Annotated in this window: 17 protein-coding genes; all 17 read right to left on the bottom strand. The window is 53.0% G+C overall.

All coding sequences use genetic code 11. The features are described 5' to 3' along the window. Positions 1-175: 175 nt before the first annotated feature. The 17 genes from flhB to fliF all read right to left on the bottom strand — a co-directional run bounded on the left by flhB (position 176) and on the right by fliF (position 15,284). Positions 176-1,312, bottom strand: a complete 1,137-nt coding sequence (flhB, locus tag KO508_RS16580; RefSeq protein ID WP_216009388.1) for a flagellar biosynthesis protein FlhB — start codon at positions 1,310-1,312, stop codon at positions 176-178. Positions 1,313-1,334: 22 nt separating this feature from the next. Beyond that, positions 1,335-2,120: a flagellar biosynthetic protein FliR gene (gene fliR / locus KO508_RS16585; RefSeq protein ID WP_216009389.1), complete on the bottom strand. Its 786-nt coding sequence runs from the start codon at positions 2,118-2,120 to the stop codon at positions 1,335-1,337. A gap of 3 nt (positions 2,121-2,123) precedes the next feature. Beyond that, the gene (fliQ, locus tag KO508_RS16590; RefSeq protein ID WP_200361569.1) at positions 2,124-2,393 is read right to left on the bottom strand and encodes a flagellar biosynthesis protein FliQ; all 270 of its coding nucleotides are present in this window, start codon (positions 2,391-2,393) and stop codon (positions 2,124-2,126) included. Positions 2,394-2,402: 9 nt separating this feature from the next. Then, complete coding sequence (gene fliP / locus KO508_RS16595; protein WP_216009390.1) at positions 2,403-3,167, bottom strand: flagellar type III secretion system pore protein FliP; 765 nt, start codon at positions 3,165-3,167, stop codon at positions 2,403-2,405. Between the two features lie 8 nt (positions 3,168-3,175). Further along, a complete protein-coding gene (gene fliO / locus KO508_RS16600; RefSeq protein WP_216009391.1) occupies positions 3,176-3,631 on the bottom strand; it encodes a flagellar biosynthetic protein FliO in 456 nt (151 codons plus the stop codon). A gap of 1 nt (position 3,632) precedes the next feature. Next, positions 3,633-4,145 carry a flagellar motor switch protein FliN gene (fliN, locus tag KO508_RS16605; protein WP_216009392.1) on the bottom strand — a complete coding sequence of 171 codons (513 nt, stop codon included), beginning with the start codon at positions 4,143-4,145 and terminating at the stop codon, positions 3,633-3,635. Continuing rightward, a complete protein-coding gene (gene fliM / locus KO508_RS16610) occupies positions 4,138-5,136 on the bottom strand; it encodes a flagellar motor switch protein FliM (RefSeq protein WP_216009393.1) in 999 nt (332 codons plus the stop codon). The genes fliN and fliM overlap by 8 nt, the downstream gene beginning before the upstream one ends. A gap of 134 nt (positions 5,137-5,270) precedes the next feature. Beyond that, positions 5,271-5,780: a flagellar basal body-associated FliL family protein gene (locus KO508_RS16615; protein WP_216009394.1), complete on the bottom strand. Its 510-nt coding sequence runs from the start codon at positions 5,778-5,780 to the stop codon at positions 5,271-5,273. 173 nt (positions 5,781-5,953) lie between these two features. Further along, positions 5,954-7,066 carry a flagellar hook-length control protein FliK gene (locus KO508_RS16620; protein ID WP_216009395.1) on the bottom strand — a complete coding sequence of 371 codons (1,113 nt, stop codon included), beginning with the start codon at positions 7,064-7,066 and terminating at the stop codon, positions 5,954-5,956. A gap of 133 nt (positions 7,067-7,199) precedes the next feature. Then, positions 7,200-7,556 carry an Hpt domain-containing protein gene (locus KO508_RS16625; RefSeq protein WP_216009396.1) on the bottom strand — a complete coding sequence of 119 codons (357 nt, stop codon included), beginning with the start codon at positions 7,554-7,556 and terminating at the stop codon, positions 7,200-7,202. Between the two features lie 35 nt (positions 7,557-7,591). Continuing rightward, positions 7,592-9,319, bottom strand: a complete 1,728-nt coding sequence (locus tag KO508_RS16630) for an ATP-binding SpoIIE family protein phosphatase (RefSeq protein WP_216009397.1) — start codon at positions 9,317-9,319, stop codon at positions 7,592-7,594. Positions 9,320-9,343: 24 nt separating this feature from the next. Continuing rightward, on the bottom strand, positions 9,344-9,649 hold the full coding sequence (locus tag KO508_RS16635; protein WP_216009398.1) for an STAS domain-containing protein: 306 nt from the start codon (positions 9,647-9,649) through the stop codon (positions 9,344-9,346). 124 nt (positions 9,650-9,773) lie between these two features. Then, positions 9,774-10,217, bottom strand: coding sequence for a flagellar export protein FliJ (gene fliJ, locus KO508_RS16640; RefSeq protein WP_216009795.1), 444 nt, complete (start codon positions 10,215-10,217; stop codon positions 9,774-9,776). Continuing rightward, positions 10,217-11,617 carry a flagellar protein export ATPase FliI gene (gene fliI / locus KO508_RS16645; protein WP_216009399.1) on the bottom strand — a complete coding sequence of 467 codons (1,401 nt, stop codon included), beginning with the start codon at positions 11,615-11,617 and terminating at the stop codon, positions 10,217-10,219. The genes fliJ and fliI overlap by 1 nt, the downstream gene beginning before the upstream one ends. Beyond that, complete coding sequence (locus KO508_RS16650) at positions 11,598-12,536, bottom strand: flagellar assembly protein FliH (RefSeq protein ID WP_216009400.1); 939 nt, start codon at positions 12,534-12,536, stop codon at positions 11,598-11,600. The genes fliI and KO508_RS16650 overlap by 20 nt, the downstream gene beginning before the upstream one ends. Beyond that, on the bottom strand, positions 12,536-13,579 hold the full coding sequence (fliG, locus tag KO508_RS16655) for a flagellar motor switch protein FliG (RefSeq protein WP_216009401.1): 1,044 nt from the start codon (positions 13,577-13,579) through the stop codon (positions 12,536-12,538). The genes KO508_RS16650 and fliG overlap by 1 nt, the downstream gene beginning before the upstream one ends. Then, entirely contained in the window at positions 13,572-15,284 is a 1,713-nt protein-coding gene (fliF, locus tag KO508_RS16660; RefSeq protein WP_216009402.1) for a flagellar basal-body MS-ring/collar protein FliF, read from the bottom strand. Before fliF ends, fliG begins: the two co-directional genes overlap by 8 nt. Positions 15,285-15,290: the final 6 nt, after the last annotated feature.

A 15,290-nucleotide genomic window follows, 5' to 3' on the forward strand; every position in this document is an offset into this window, starting at 1 on the left:
CACTGGTGCCTTCTGGCACTGGTGGTGATCTCTTCTTTGCACTGCCCCTCTTTTACTAAGCCTGCCGACTTAAATGTGTGCCTACGGGTGAGTGCCCAGGGATGGGCTAGTAGCGTGTCCTGAACAGCCCCACTACTGCTGCTCTGCCACCAAACTATAATGCTTGAAGCCCAACTCAGATATCACGCCGCAAATCAGAAGGAATCGGAAGGTCAGGCATACCAGGCTTAGGCCCACGTCCCTTACGGAATTGCCGGAGCTGGAACACATAAGCCAAAACCTGAGCGATGGCCATGTACAGGCCATCGGGGATTTCGTCGCCTATGTCGCTGTTGTGGTACACCGCTCGAGTTAACGGCGGCGTGCGTAGAATCTCGACTTTGTGCTCGCGGGCGATCTCCATGATTTTGAAAGCCGTCTGGTCATTCCCCTTCGCCACGACCATCGGCGCTCCCATAGAATCCGGATCGTACTTTAACGCAACCGCGTAGTGAGTCGGGTTAGTGATAACCACATCCGCCGTAGGCACATCCTGCATCATACGGCGCTGGGCCATTTCCCGTTGGAGCTGGCGGATTTTGCCCTTAACCTCAGGCTTGCCTTCTGAATCCTTGTATTCGTCTTTGACTTCTTGCTTGGTCATTCTCAGCTTTTTCTGATGATCAAAAATCTGGAACGGCACATCGATAATGGCAATGATGATGGTGGCACAGGAGAGCAAGAAAAAGCTCCAGCCCAAGGTCCATAGCACGTGCTCCATGGCTGGCACTGCGGGCTCGTTGGCGATGGAGAGTAGATCTTCCGTACGGACGTTCAATATGAGAACCGCCAAAGCCATAACCAAACCCACTTTTGCGATGGCTTTCACCAGTTCGATCAGAGAACGCGCGGAGAACATTCGGCCCAAGCCTTTGATCGGGTCCATTCGGTTTAGCTTGGGAGCTATGGCTTTACCGCTGAATAGCAAACCACCTATGCCGATAGAGCCTGCAATCGCGGCGATAAGTAGAAGCAGTAAAATGGGAGAAAGCGCCCAAGCGGCCGCTTTTGCGGAGGCTATCAACTGCACACTCATATGCCGTGTGTCGAATATGGCAGAGCGCTCCAGCGTGAAAGCGTCGCGCATGATAGCTTCTAGTGTGGCACCGAGATGCGTTCCGAAAATTAACAAACCGCCAGCGCCAGCAATCAAAACAGCCATAGTAGCCAGTTCTTTTGAGCGCGCAGTCTGGCCATCCTCCTTGGCTTTTTCTAGCCTTCGGGGGGTGGCCTCTTCGGTTTTTTCCTGACTGTTGTCGTTTTCTTCAGCCATGTTTTAGCTCTTGGCCTTGCAGTTAGGGTTGCCCTTGAAGGCCCCGCATAAATTCAAAGGTTTGCTCGGTGTATTCTTGAAAGTGCGGCAGAAAGTTGGCGTGCAGCACCCATATAGCAAACAGTCCAAAAATCAGGCCAATCGGAAAACCAAGGGCAAATATGTTCATCTGGGGTGCAGCGCGAGTCATCACGCCAAAGGAAATGCTGACGATCAACACCGCAGTTACCGCCGGCAATGCCAATAGCATGGCAGAGGCGAACATCCAACTTATTCTGTGAGCAAGCTCCCACACTCCTACCTGACCAAGACCCTCCATTCCTATAGGCATGGTTCGGAAACTTTCAATGAATACTTCAAACACTACAAGATGGCCGTTCATGGCTAGGAACAACAAAGTAATGGTAATGGTGTAGATCTGCGCCAATACCGGCACGTTAACACCATTAGCAGGGTCGACCATGGAGGCAAAACCTAGACCCATTTGCATAGCAATCATCTGCCCGGCAATGACAAAGAGTTGCCAAAGCGCAGTCAAGGCAAACCCCATACCTACGCCAATTAGGATTTGCTGAAGAGTAATTACAACCGCATCAGCACTGAGAGCTTCAACCCGCGGCACGTCCGGAATCAGCGGCACGATCAAAATAGTCATTAACAGGGCAAGCCCCAACCGCACTCTTGCTGGAACCAGCTGGGTACCGAAAATGGGAATAACCATCAAAAAGCTGGCCAAACGGAAGAGCGGCCAAAGATGTTGCCCCACCCATTGGCCGAGCAAGTCAGCACTGAGTTCCATGGGAGTCATGGCTCAGCCAATCAGGTAAGGAATGCTGGATATCAGTCGGTGGGCATGATCCAACAACTTGGTCAGCAGCCATGGACCCAAAGCAATAATCACGATAAGCGTTACCAGTAGTCTTGGAAGAAAGCTCAGTGTTTGCTCGTTAATCTGGGTGGCTGCTTGGAATGTACTCACCACCAAACCAATCACCAACCCCGGGCCGATAATGACGGAAGCAAAAAGCACGATCATCCACAGGGCTTCGCGCACTATGTCGATAACAGTTTCCGGAGTCATAAATTCCTCCTATATGCCATAACTGGCAGCGAGTGTACCCATTATCAGGGCCCAGCCATCTACCAGCACAAACAGCATAATCTTAAACGGCAAAGAGATAATAATAGGCGACAGCATCATCATACCCATCGCCATCAATACACTGGCGACAACCATATCGAGAACCAAAAACGGAATAAACAGAATAAACCCTATTTGAAACGCGGTTTTAAGCTCACTGGTTACGAAGGCGGGCATCAATATCCAGAAAGAGACATCCTGAGCGGTATCGTACTCAACGTCTGCAATACGCATGAACAGAGCGAGATCGTCTTCACGTGTCTGCCCCAACATGAATTCCTTGAAGGGGGCACTCGCAAGCTCAACAGCTTCCAAAGACGTAACCTCTTCTTGTAGATACGGCTGCAACCCCACTCGATTTGCCTCTTCCAGCACCGGCTTCATGATGAAAATACTGAGAAACAAAGCCAGGCCAAGCAATATTTGGTTTGAAGGAGTGGCCTGCAAGCCCAGCGCCTGACGCAGAATGGCAAATACCACGATGATACGGGTGAAAGAGGTCATCATCATCAACATGGCGGGCAGAAAGGTAAGCGCAGTCATCAACGCCAAGATCTGCAGGGTTACCGTGTATTCCTCAACACCCTCGCCCTCACCGGGTTGAACTGTAAACGCGGGAATACCGGGCAAGTCCGCAAACGCGAACGGAGCCCAGAATAAGCCTGCGAGTACTATAAAAAGCGGAGCGAGTCGTTTGAGTGTGGCCACCGTCATAGGGCTAATCATTCCTTATTTGGAGCCGTCCAGGATTTACCGATCATGCCTTGCAAGCGTTTGGCGAAATCTCCGGAATTCGGACTACCTGCTTTAACCACCGGCTCTTCAAAGACTTGCAGCGTACGTATGGCCGAGGGGGTAATGCCCAACAGAATTTGCTGACCGCCAACTTCAATCAAGGCAATACGTTCGCGGGCTCCAATGGCCATCACGGAGACTACCTTGATGGCATTATTGTTCATTCCGGTCATGCCGTTCATTCTCCGAATGATCCAGGCACAGCCGTAGATAATCGCAATAACCGCCAGCAAACCAACGCCGAGGCTAAGCAGTGTGCCCAAGGTATCCGGCGCGTTGCCTGCCATTTTTGCAGGGGCACTCTGTGCGGCCTTGGCCGTTTCTTCTGCAGTAGCAGGTGCGGCCAACAGGAACAGCGGCACAACTGCCGTTTTTATCCACATACTATTTTTGCAGCCGCTTGATGCGTTCGCCTGGGCTGATCACGTCGGTCAGGCGAATACCGAACTTCTCGTTAACCATAACAACTTCGCCGTGGGCTATGAGTGTGCCGTTAACCAACACATCCAATGGCTCGCCAGCAAGCCGGTCCAACTCAATGACCGAGCCTTGGTTCAACTGCAGCAAGTTACGGATGGGTATCTGAGTATTCCCGACCTCCATGGAGATGCTAACAGGAATGTCCAGAATCACATCCAGATCGGGTGGTGTTCCGCTACCATGAGCCGCTATGGAGCCTTCATCAAACTCTTCCATGGGTGCAGCGCGTACTCCACTATCGTCGCTCTCATCAGCACTGTCACCGGTTTCTCCCGCCTCTTCCATAGCCTGAGACCATTCATCATCCAGAGACTTATCAGTGCCTTCCTCGCCGGTCTCTTCCATGGCCGCCTCCCATTCGGCAGCCAGCTTTTCGTCTTCGCTCAGCTCCTGACCGTCTTTCTTGTCGTCAGCCATTGCGTTCTACCTTCAGTTGTTTTTTTACCTTGGGGCGTGTTGCCCGCTCATGAATTCTCAGCGCCAGTTTTCCGTCTCGGGTTCCCATGGTTGCTTTATAAATAGGGATGCCATTGGCGGTTACCGTCAAGTGTTCAGGCACCTCCACCGGAATAATATCGCCAGCTTTTAGCTTGGCGATTTCCCGCAAAGAAATTCTGCGCCTGCACACCGTCGTGTTTACCGGCACCTCAACTTCTTTAATGTCTTCCTGTAGGGCACCAACCCAGCGCTCATCAATATCGTCAACGTCACTTTGCACGCCAGCATCCAATACATCACGGATAGGCTCAATCATGGAATAGGGCAAAGCAAAGTGCAGCTCGCCACCGCCGCCATCAAGTTCAATATGAAAAGTGCTGACCACCACCACTTCACTCGGGCTCACAATATTGGCCATGGCGGGGTTCACCTCGGAATTGAGGTATTCAAAATTCACTTTTATAACTGCTTGCCAGGCTTCCTGCATGTCTGTGAAAACCTGATTGAGCACCATCTGCACAATGCGGTTTTCCGTGGGAGTGAACTCCCGGCCTTCAATTTTTGCGTGCCGCCCCTCACCACCAAAAAAGTTATCAACCAGCTTGAACACCAACTTGGCGTCAAGAACAAACAAGGATGTGCCCCGCAAGGGGCGAACTTTGCACAGGTTCAAACTGGTTGGCACATACAGCGTATGTATGTACTCACCAAATTTCATAATTTGAACGCCGCCGGTAGAAACGTCTGCGTTGCGGCGCAAGAGGTTGAACAAGCTGATTCGGGTATAACGGGCAAAACGTTCGTTGATCATTTCCAGCGTAGGCATCCGGCCCCGCACAATACGATCCTGGCTGGCAAGATCGTATGACTTTACGCCAACCTCGTCGGTTTCTTCATGAGTATCAATGTCACCATCATCTACGCCATGAAGGAGCGCATCAATTTCATCCTGTGACAGTAAATCCTGCATACCTTGTCCTGCCGCTGAAAAGCCTTACCCGCGTGCGGGCTCTGTTGCTCTGTTTGCACTAGCCTAAAATGCTTTTTTGGCCTGCCTTGGCCTACTCTGTAGCGCTCTGGCCGTCGCGCCCTTAAACGAAACGTCTATTGAACGACAAAGTTCCTGAACAATACCTTGCTGACAGCAGGCTCCCCTTCTTGCTTCAGTACCTCATTCACCGTAACCAGCATAGTCGCCGCCAAATTCTGCCTGCCTTCTGGAGTTTGCAGCTCTGTAAAACTGCTGTTGCCAAGCACCATAACAAGCTGGCTACGAATCAGGGGTAAGTGCAGCTGTGCTGCCGTAAGTGCCTGCGGGTCGTCTGCCTCCAGAGCCACATAAGCTTGAGCGTAGCGTTGGCGCCCCTCGCCCTGCACTGTCGTTACGAGTGCCTTCTCGATGGCAAGATAAACACTGGGGCTGAAGGTTTCCTCTGCAACACTGGCTTCAGCTTTAGTATCGTCGCCCATACCGGGTAAGCCACCGCCGAGGAACCACAAGGTTCCTGCAACCGACAAAGCAATCGCGAGAATTATCACCACAACCAGCAGGATGATGAGTTTTAGTTTGCCTTTTTTGGCCGGTGGTGATGCAGCTGCGCTGTTTTCTGCCATAGTGTTTTTCGCCAAAAATCCGTCAATGAACGTTCGTTTCGATGACTTTTATACAAGGTCTGCAAAGGGCGGGCCATAAGACCCAACCCTCCACTCAGAACCGCAGTTTAGCCTTGCAAGGAGAGATGGGCAAAGTGGTTTGACGCCTCACGCTGAGTATAAGGCGTGGGCTTTCAGGCAAAAATATCAACGGCGCCGTTCCAGCTTAGGTCCAGATTACCAGTTTGCATGTCTTCACTGGTGCCTTCCGCAGCTGAAAGCGCTGAACCAGAGCCGGAAGATGAGTCGCCTCCTTCCTCTGAATCCTGCTGTCCGGACTGGTTTCGGGAATTATCCGAAACGTCGAACTGTGCCAGATCAAGCCCCTGCTCACCCAGCATGTCGCGCAGCCTGTGCGAGTGCAGTTCCAACTGTTCTCTTACCACGGGATTCGCCGAATGCACGGTAATATTCGCCTGTTCATTTTGCACCCGAACACGAACCTCCATGGGCCCCATATCTGGCGGTGTTAAGTGAATCTCGGCAACCGACAGGTTTTTAGCTGTGAGCCAACTCAGCTTACCCATCAGTTTATCCCCCCACTCTGCGTGGTTTACGGGCACATCAACCGATGTTGCATAACTCCGCAGGGGTGCCTGTGCTTCTGCCGCCAACTTGCCAGTGGCGTTATTGGCGTTTTGTTGGGCAACCAACTCCACCGCGGATTCGAACCGAGTGCCGGTAAGTAGTCTGGCTTTATCTTCGCCTGCGGGAATCAATGCTTCGGTCAATTGCAGCGCAGTCATCAGGCTACTGCTGCCGCCAGACACTGTCCCTCCTGGCTTTCCCCCTACCAGACCAGCGAACAGCTCATCACCCTGTAAAAGGGCTGGGCCACTCGCCGTAGCATTACCTGTTAGTCCACCGCCCGGAAGTAGCAGAGCTTGCAGTTCGGCAAATGTCAGTGCGGCTGCGCTAGCTTCCATCTCCGGCGCTGTGTTTGGCGCCGCTTCCGAATTTTCTTTATCAGCTACTTTGCTTTCACTGACTGCCTTTTTCGAATCGGTCTTGCTTACCTTCTGTGCACCCTCGCCATTTCCAGAGGATTTCGCGCCGTTGTCACGAGCCTTATCAGGCGCATCGCTCCGCCCGGACTGTTGGCGGTCGAGGCGTTTTTGCTCAGCACGAGATACCGATTCATATCGGCTTTCACCGGCAACACCGTCGCGATCCGAGCTAGCTTTCGAAGCGCCTGCATCTTTCTGCATCTCTGGCGCGGGGGTCTGGGGGAGAACCATTTGGGTCATGGCAACCTCTTGCCGCTTTTAATCCGTAGGTGCCTGATTCAGCCATTTTTGCGGGAATCATCAGGCGCTTTCCCTAACTGAAGCAAAAGCAATGCCAGCAAAACATCCCAGAACCCATCGTTGCCTCAATTGACTATTCAGCGCTTCTCGCCATCAAAGCTTCAAGGGCAACTGTAACCTGCTGAAGCTCCGCATCTATAGCGCTTAGCAACGGCGGTGCATCACTCAAGCGTTCTTCCAGACCTACTTTCTCGATCTGTCGGCATAGATCCCCGAGGTGCGGCGCTCCGATATTGATACTGCTACCCTTGAAGCTGTGAGCCGTCTTTGCGAACGCATCTGCATCCCTGTGCTTCATGGCGGATTTTAGACCAGCGATTCGCTCCTTCGAATCATTGAGATAAGTGCGAATCAAGGTTGCAAAATCATCTTCCATTACATCTTGAAGCTCTGCTAGAGCTTCGTCATCAAGGTGTGGTAAATCAGCCATGACCGACTCCCTTGTTTCCAATAAAAACGTGGTAATTAATAGAACCAATCGTAAACAACTTCCACCCGGTTCCCTTTCCCATGAAACCGTATAGATTCTGCCAGTCGCATTAACAAAGCCAAGCCCCGGCCACCATAGCGGGGCCCGCTCTGGGCCATATCTGTGGATTGTAAAACCGGGTGGCTGTGAAAATCGAATCCCTGACCGCTGTCTTCGCAAACAACGCGAAGGCGCCCGCCAGAAGGCCTTGGATCATGCTGCAAACTGAACCGGATATAGTGGCCACTTACTCTGTTTAGCCGCTCGGAACGTTCGGAATAATAGCGGCCAAAGCCATCCGGGGTGTATTTCCAATCCGAGGGTAGCCGAAGCACACCATGTTCCAGCGCATTGTTATAAAGCTCTGACAGCAGGGTATAGATTTCGCCACTTTTGCGCCTCAGCCCCGGCACTTCCATGCATATATGCAGCAAGAGTGGCAGAGGGTTGAACTCCCCTAGCGTGTTTTCCCGGATTTCATAGTCACAATGCCACTGCGAAGGCCCGGCGAGAGTAGAAAGCCCGATCTCTTCCGTTAACGTTGTTTGGCCAGCCTCTTCCACCATTTCTACACAACAAAGCGTAAGGTCGTCACCAAACTTTTGCTGACCGATAAACTGTTTAATGGCACCCATTAATACATCAAAAGGATGGTTGTCTGGGCATGTACTTTCAATAGCATGGCGAACGCCTCGCTCACCAAAGAGCTGGCCTTCGCCGTTGGCACACTCCAGAACACCATCAGTCATCAACAACAAGCGATCACCGGGCCGGGATCTAACAGCCTGCATTTCGGCGTTGAACTGATCAGCGCTCAAAATTCCGAGCGGTAGATGCCGGGAAGGCAAAGCGCTGCGCTCCATGGTCGAGCGTATCAGCCACATATCGGGCAGCCCGCCATTCCAGATGTTTAACTGGTTGTACGCAAAATCCACCTCCACCATAACGCCACAACAGAACATGTCTTTTGGCAGTATGCGTACAAGTTTCTGGTTAATTTCTCTGAGTATATCGGAGCCATCGAAGCCCTTGCTGGCCATGCCATAAAAGCTCTCCGCAATAGGCATGGCGCCAATCGCAGCGGGCAGCCCATGGCCGGTAAAATCTCCAGCGAATACAAGCATTCCGCCCGCAGGTCGGGGGGAAGCGAAAAGCACATCGCCACTGAATATGGATAAAGGAGAGGCGTGATAACGAATGTTGGCGGCATCCAAACACCCGGTGTGTGCGACATTGTCGAACACCCGCCGGGCTACATGCTGTTCTTCCAGCAGTTGCCTGTTCCGCTCGTGCGTCAAGTCTCGTTGGTGTGACAGAGCTTGGTGCATTAATCGCATCCGGTTAAAAGCGTTGATCTTGGCCTTGATCATCAACCGGTTATAGGGTTTGCTTAGAAAGCCATCCCCTCCCGCTTCGAGACATCCCGCTAAGTCTTCGGGTTCAGATAGGGAGGTTACAAAGATCACCGGTACAAAACGCTCGCCGGCAAGCCGTTTAATTTGTCGGGCTGCCTCCATGCCGTCCATTGAAGGCATGAGAGCGTCTAGCAAAACAATATCCGGGGCACCCGCTTGAAAGTGCAGCACTGCTTCGTGGCCGTTGGCAGCATCCAACACCTGATGACCAAGGCGCTTGAGCAAGGCTTTTAATATGAGGCGATCACTGTCGCTGTCGTCTGCAATAAGAATGCTCAGGGGGACATTTTCGGCATCAGACTCATCCATGAGGTGTTCCAGTAGCCTGAGAAATCACCGAATGGTGAATAATTGTTCAAAATTGGAAATGGTCAAAATTTTGCGGACATCGTTGTTGCAGTTCTCGATCGCAACTTTAGCATTGTCGCCGCCAGCATGATCCCTTAGCAAAAGCAGCATGCCTAGCGCAGAGCTATCAAGATAGGTCGCTTCCGATAGATCGACAATGTAGTTGCTCACATCCGCGCCACTGTGTTCGTAGGCGTCTCGAAAAGCCTGATGAGTGCTGAAGTCAAAGCGCCCTTCTATTTCAATAATTAAGCACTGACCGTCGTGACTGCGGCGGGTCTGGATCGGCATCCGCAAAACCTCCGGTGATATTCTCTGAAACAACCGAACGCCGCGTTTCTGGCGGCCTATGATTATATAATCATAGCCCAGTGCAGCCAGTTTGCATGGAGTGAGAATTGATTCAGCTCATCCTTTAGCGACGGCGTCGCGCAAAGGCACGGCCAGCAGCTTCATCAGCGATTTTTTGCTCTTGCGAATCCTGCTCTCTGAGCTCTTGTTGACGACAGGTTTCAATGTACTTTTCCATTCCTCGACGTCGCTCCCAAGCTTGCTGCCACTCCTGCCGACGAGCCTCAAAAACCGCCTCGGCCTGATCAAGCTGCTTCTGTTGCTGCAAAATAACCTGATCCAACTGGGCAATGAATGCCTGCCAAGCCTGTAAACGGCTTACCTGAACCACTCCCTGCTGGCTGTTGCGGATCTGCTCCCTGTATTCCTGTTGGTAACGGTTGAGGTTTGCGACCTGTTCGCTGTGCTGCTCCACCAGTTCGCGTGCTTTACTCATCTTCTCCAGAGCTTCTTTCTCTTTTCGCTCTTCCAAAGCAAGCACAACAACTAGGCGCTGGGAGCGCAACATCAATTACCACTCCGGTTGGCACTGGCAGCCGCAGGGTCAGGAACGGCAGATTTACGGCGGTCCGGCGAGCGCCTCTCTGGCACCACCGCTAGGAGCCCTTCTATGCTATCACTCAGTGAGGCTCGCTCATTCAACCCCTGTTGCAAGAACTGACGCATGTTGCTTATGTGGGCAATAGCGAAGTCTGTTTCCGGATCGGAGCCCTTAACGTAAGCTCCAACGCTAATCAAATCCCGTGCTTGCTGATAACGCGAATAGACCTGTTTGAATCTCTGGGACCGGGCAAAATGCTCGGTTTGTGTTACCTGCGGCATAACCCGGCTGATGGACGCTTCAACGTCGATGGCCGGGTAATGCCCTTCTTCTGCTAGGCGCCGGGACAGCACAATGTGGCCATCGAGTATCGCTCTGGCGGCATCGGCTATGGGATCCTGCTGGTCGTCACCCTCAGTAAGTACGGTATAGAACGCGGTAATGGAACCGCCCCCGGGTAGTCCATTGCCGGTGCGCTCTACCAATTGGGGCAGCTTGGCAAATACAGAGGGTGGGTATCCTTTGGTCGCTGGCGGCTCACCAACGGCTAGTGCAATTTCGCGCTGGGCTTGGGCGTATCGGGTGAGCGAATCCATCAGCAGGAGCACGCGCTTGCCTTTGTCGCGATAATATTCTGCAATCCGCGTCGTCAGCATAGCCGCTCGCAATCGCATCAAGGGCGAGTCATCGGCCGGTGAGGCCACGACCACCGATCTCGCTAAGCCTTCCTCACCCAGAATGTCTTCAATAAACTCTTTAACTTCCCGGCCTCGCTCACCAATCAGGCCTACCACAGTAATATCGGCATCAGTAAACCGGGTCATCATGCCCAGCAGCATACTTTTACCCACGCCGCTACCAGCAAACAGGCCCAAACGTTGGCCCTGACCGACGGTTAGCAGAGCATTGATCGCGCGAATACCCACATCCATGGACTGCCGCACGGGTGCACGGTTAAGCGGGTTGATGATTTCGCCGGTAAGGGGAACCCGGGCCTCAGCTTGAAGTGGCCCTTTACCATCAAGAGGCTCCCCGCTGCCATCAACCACACGGCCCAGCATAAGCGGCCCAACGGGAACGCGGCTAGCAGCGGAAAGTGGAACCACTCTTGCACCCGGCTTCAGGCCTTCAATAGCCGTCAGTGGCATGAGATAGACCTTATCGTCTTCAAACCCCACCACTTCGGCTTCTACGGTTCCTGCGCCCTCGCCTTTGATTACACAGCGGTCGCCCACCACCATAGGGCAGCCAACGCATTCCAGCGTTAACCCAACCATTCTGGTCAAACGACCTGAAAGCTCAGGCTCGGGGTCGGCACGAAGATAGGTTTGATATCGATCGAGACGGTCAGCCAGGGAGGATGTCATCGGGCTTACCTTCGTCTGGAGTGTCTTCAAGAGAGCTAGCATCAGAGGGACTGTCGTCGCTAGAGGCCTCGTCAACAGAGTCTCCAGACACCGAAGGCTCCGGCGAACTCAGCACGTCCCTTTGAAAATCTGTCAGGTCATCCATTAGGGCGCCCAACTCTTCCGGTTCGCTGCTTTCGCTATCGTTTGTCTGCTGTTCCAGCATACTTTGAACCGCTCGCTGGAAGCGCTTTTCAACGGTGAAATCTACAAGGCTATTACGAGTTTCGACTCGACAGCCGCCGGGCAATACTTTGTCGTCTTCCACAACAGAAGCCGCTGCTTCGAAACGCTCTGCCACTTCAAGAACCGAGCTGTAATCATCGGGATGCACATATATGCGGGTATTCTCTGCGGGAGAGGGCAAAGCCTCCACCGCTCGGCGCACAACCTGACGTATCTGGGAAGAATCAATAGTCAGCTCGCGGTAAACAACTGCACGGGCAAGTACCATCGTTAGGTTTAACAGAGAGGTTTCAAGCTCGTCCTGATGCCGGCTAATCGGCACCAGAAGCTCGCCCAATAGCTGATCCAAGCGCTCAAGGCTGGCACTGACTTCGGTGCGGGTCTCGTCGTAGCCTTCGCTGTGCCCGCGCTCTTTACCCTCGGCGTGCCCAGCTTCCAAGCCTTCTTTATGGCCTTGTTCGTAGCCTTCCGTGTGACCTTCTTTTATCCCCTGTTCTTTGCCCTCGTTGAAGCCATCTTCGTGGGCAGCCTGCCGAATTTCGTCGATATCAGCAGCTGTCAAAGGTTTGACATCGCACTCTTCCTCACGTGCAACCTCATTGCCACGGGCATCCAGTAGGGGAAGCTCCCAACGCTCGTAGGCGGTCAGTTCCTCTTTGGGAATGCGGCTGAGATCTTTGGTGGAGTCTTTCATCACATCATTTCTTCACCGGCACCGCCGAGGGTAATTTCACCTGCTTCAGCCATGCGACGGGCAATAGTAATAATGTCTTTCTGAGCGGATTCCACTTCGCTCACCCGCACCGGGCCTTTGGCTTCCAAATCGTCCTGTAGCAATTCGGCCGCTCGCTTGGACATATTTTTGAAGATCTTTTCCTGAACTGCATCATCAGCTCCCTTCAGAGCAACAACCAGAACTTCGGACGACACCTCACGCAACAAGGCCTGAATACCACGGTCATCAATATCTTTGAGATTATCAAATACAAACATGAGGTCTTCGATGGTAGTGGCAAGATCCGGGTCCATATCTTTAATGGAATCGAGCAGGTTGCCTTCAATGCTGCGATCCATAAAGTTCATGATGTCCGCAGCGCGCTTTATACCACCAATACGGCTGGTTTGAGCCGCCGAACCACCAGAGAACTGTTTCTCCAGAATATCGTTAAGCTCTTGCAGGGCCTGAGGCTGAATACTTTCTAAAGAAGCGACCCGCATCATCACATCCAGACGCACCTTATCATCCAGCGTTGCGAGAATTTCCGCAGCCTGATCGGGGTCCAGATAGGAGATAACAATGGCCTGAATTTGCGGGTGCTCGTAGCGGATAATGTCGCCAACGGCTCTAGGTTCCATCCACTTAAGCGTGTCTAAGCCCGTGGTGTTGCCACCAATGAGAATGCGGTCAATCAGGCTTGCGGCTTTATCGTCGCCCAGTGCTTGAGTCAGCATGGCGCGAATATAATCATCATTGCCAACGCCCAAGCCGGTTTGGCCACCCACAGCGTCTACAAACTGGTTCAACACGTAGCTTACGTCGCCTTTGCTTACATCTCTCATTTGGGCCATGGCGACACCCACCCGCTGAACCTCCTTTGGGCCCATGTGCTTGAGCACCTCGGCAGCGTCGGCTTCACCCAAAGACATCAGCAGAATAGCCGCCTGCTCTACTCGCGGAATCTTCCGTTGCGGTGCTTGCGGCGCATCGCTACCTAACGGTCCAGATTGATCAGTCATCAACATTCACCCACTGGCGCAATACCTGAGAAACCCTCGCCGGGTCTTCGGCAATCAGGCCTTTAAGAGCATTCAACTGTCTATCATAGCTGTCTGTGGCCCCAGGCAAAAGAAGGTCGTCCTGAGCAGTCATCGCTTGGCGCAAAGCATCGTCGCTATCCGTATCATCATAATCACCGTAACCATTCGGGCCAGCCTCATCGTCCCGCTCTCGCTGACCGCCGCCAGACAAGCTTTTTAGCGTTGGTCGTAGCAAGCCGAGCACCAGAACTAGAATCACCAATCCCGCCAAAACCTGTTTCATTAGATCCCAAAACCAAGGTTGCTCCCAGAAGCCCGGCGTTTCAAAGTCGAAGGCTTCCTCGGGTGCAAAGGCGGTATTCATTACGGTCACGCTGTCCCCCCGTGAGGCGGAATAACCAACTGCATCCCGCACGAGCATACTCAGGCGCTGTAGTTCCTGCTCAGGCCAAGGCTCGTAAGTCACTTCGCCAGTATCGGGATTCACAACTTTCATATCGTCAACGGCAAGTGCAACCGTCACCCGCCGTACACGCCCTAACTCCTGACGGGTATAGCTAACCGTGCGATCCATTTCATAGTTACGGGTGGACTCTTTACGCACGTTCACCGGTGGCGCTGGCGTTGCGCCCTCGGCACCATCCGCTTGCGCATTTGCACCGACTTGTTCTGGCACTGTGGCATTGGCAGGAGGTTGATTCGATAACGCTCCGGGAACCCCGCCATTAAAGCCTGCAACACGCTGTTCTGTTAGATCACGCTCACTGCGAACCGCCTGTTGTTCAGGATTGAACAGTTCTTCTGCCTGCTCCACTGAGGAAAAATCCAAATCGGCAGACACTTCTGCGCGGTACCGGCCTTCACCAACAATGGGCGCAATCAGGGAGGCAACTCGACGGGTGAGGCGCTCTTCCAAGCGAGAGGTATACTCATACTGATCCTGCATGCGCTCGCCATCACCCTGGCTTTCTTTACCGGTCAGCAGGTTACCGTTTTGGTCAACAACGGTGACATGGTCTTTGTTCATCATGGGGATGCTGCCAGCGACCAAATTCACAATGGCGGCAATTTGTTCTTGCTCAGGGCGGCGACCCGCAAAAACTTCGAGAAAAACCGAGGCGGTGGGGTCACGGGCATCTCGCACAAAAACAGAACGCTCCGGAATGGCCAAGTGAACTCGAGCGCCGCGAACGCCGCGCATGCTACTAATCGTACGCGCCAGTTCGCCCTCAAGTCCCCGGCGGTAGCTAACGGTTTCCATGAATTGAGAGGTACCGAGCCCACGCTCCTTGTCCAGCAGTTCGTAACCCATGGTTTTTTGGTCAGTCACACCCTCTGCAGCCAGCTTAAGCCGAGCGTTATACACCTGATCGGAAGGCACCAGCAGAGCACCGGTGCGCGTATCCATCTTGTAATCGATGCCATTGCGGTCAAGAATTGTGGTCACATCCTGCGGGTTGTACGCGGACAAATCCCCCACAACAGGCTGGTAATTCGGCTCCTGAGCCCAAAGGACAACTGCAACGCCCAAAGCGACACTCGCGGCAAGGCCGACCATCAGGCCAATTTGGCGTAGCAGGTTCAGGCGATTAAACCCGAGAAACAGATCGCTTTTACTCTCGGAGCTGTCGCCACCTTGAGTGGTTGGCATGTTTGAGTTGGCTTCTGCAGGAACGCTGGCCATGTCTGT

This window comes from Marinobacter salexigens (assembly GCF_018860765.1).
Lineage (GTDB): Bacteria > Pseudomonadota > Gammaproteobacteria > Pseudomonadales > Oleiphilaceae > Marinobacter > Marinobacter salexigens_A.

Bases quoted from the DNA above. Each gene is read 5' to 3' on its own strand.
- fliR (WP_216009389.1), bottom strand. From the start codon at position 2,120: ATGACTCCCATGGAACTCAGTGCTGACTTGCTCGGCCAATGGGTGGGG.
- KO508_RS16650 (WP_216009400.1), bottom strand. From the start codon at position 12,536: ATGAAAGACTCCACCAAAGATCTCAGCCGCATTCCCAAAGAGGAACTG.
- fliI (WP_216009399.1), bottom strand. From the start codon at position 11,617: ATGACATCCTCCCTGGCTGACCGTCTCGATCGATATCAAACCTATCTT.
- KO508_RS16630 (WP_216009397.1), bottom strand. From the start codon at position 9,319: ATGGATGAGTCTGATGCCGAAAATGTCCCCCTGAGCATTCTTATTGCA.
- fliN (WP_216009392.1), bottom strand. From the start codon at position 4,145: ATGGCTGACGACAAGAAAGACGGTCAGGAGCTGAGCGAAGACGAAAAG.
- KO508_RS16615 (WP_216009394.1), bottom strand. From the start codon at position 5,780: ATGGCAGAAAACAGCGCAGCTGCATCACCACCGGCCAAAAAAGGCAAA.
- KO508_RS16620 (WP_216009395.1), bottom strand. From the start codon at position 7,066: ATGACCCAAATGGTTCTCCCCCAGACCCCCGCGCCAGAGATGCAGAAA.
- KO508_RS16635 (WP_216009398.1), bottom strand. From the start codon at position 9,649: ATGCCGATCCAGACCCGCCGCAGTCACGACGGTCAGTGCTTAATTATT.
- flhB (WP_216009388.1), bottom strand. From the start codon at position 1,312: ATGGCTGAAGAAAACGACAACAGTCAGGAAAAAACCGAAGAGGCCACC.
- fliP (WP_216009390.1), bottom strand. From the start codon at position 3,167: ATGACGGTGGCCACACTCAAACGACTCGCTCCGCTTTTTATAGTACTC.
- fliJ (WP_216009795.1), bottom strand. From the start codon at position 10,217: ATGTTGCGCTCCCAGCGCCTAGTTGTTGTGCTTGCTTTGGAAGAGCGA.
- fliM (WP_216009393.1), bottom strand. From the start codon at position 5,136: ATGCAGGATTTACTGTCACAGGATGAAATTGATGCGCTCCTTCATGGC.
- KO508_RS16625 (WP_216009396.1), bottom strand. From the start codon at position 7,556: ATGGCTGATTTACCACACCTTGATGACGAAGCTCTAGCAGAGCTTCAA.
- fliF (WP_216009402.1), bottom strand. From the start codon at position 15,284: ATGGCCAGCGTTCCTGCAGAAGCCAACTCAAACATGCCAACCACTCAA.
- fliG (WP_216009401.1), bottom strand. From the start codon at position 13,579: ATGACTGATCAATCTGGACCGTTAGGTAGCGATGCGCCGCAAGCACCG.
- fliQ (WP_200361569.1), bottom strand. From the start codon at position 2,393: ATGACTCCGGAAACTGTTATCGACATAGTGCGCGAAGCCCTGTGGATG.
- fliO (WP_216009391.1), bottom strand. From the start codon at position 3,631: ATGTGGATAAAAACGGCAGTTGTGCCGCTGTTCCTGTTGGCCGCACCT.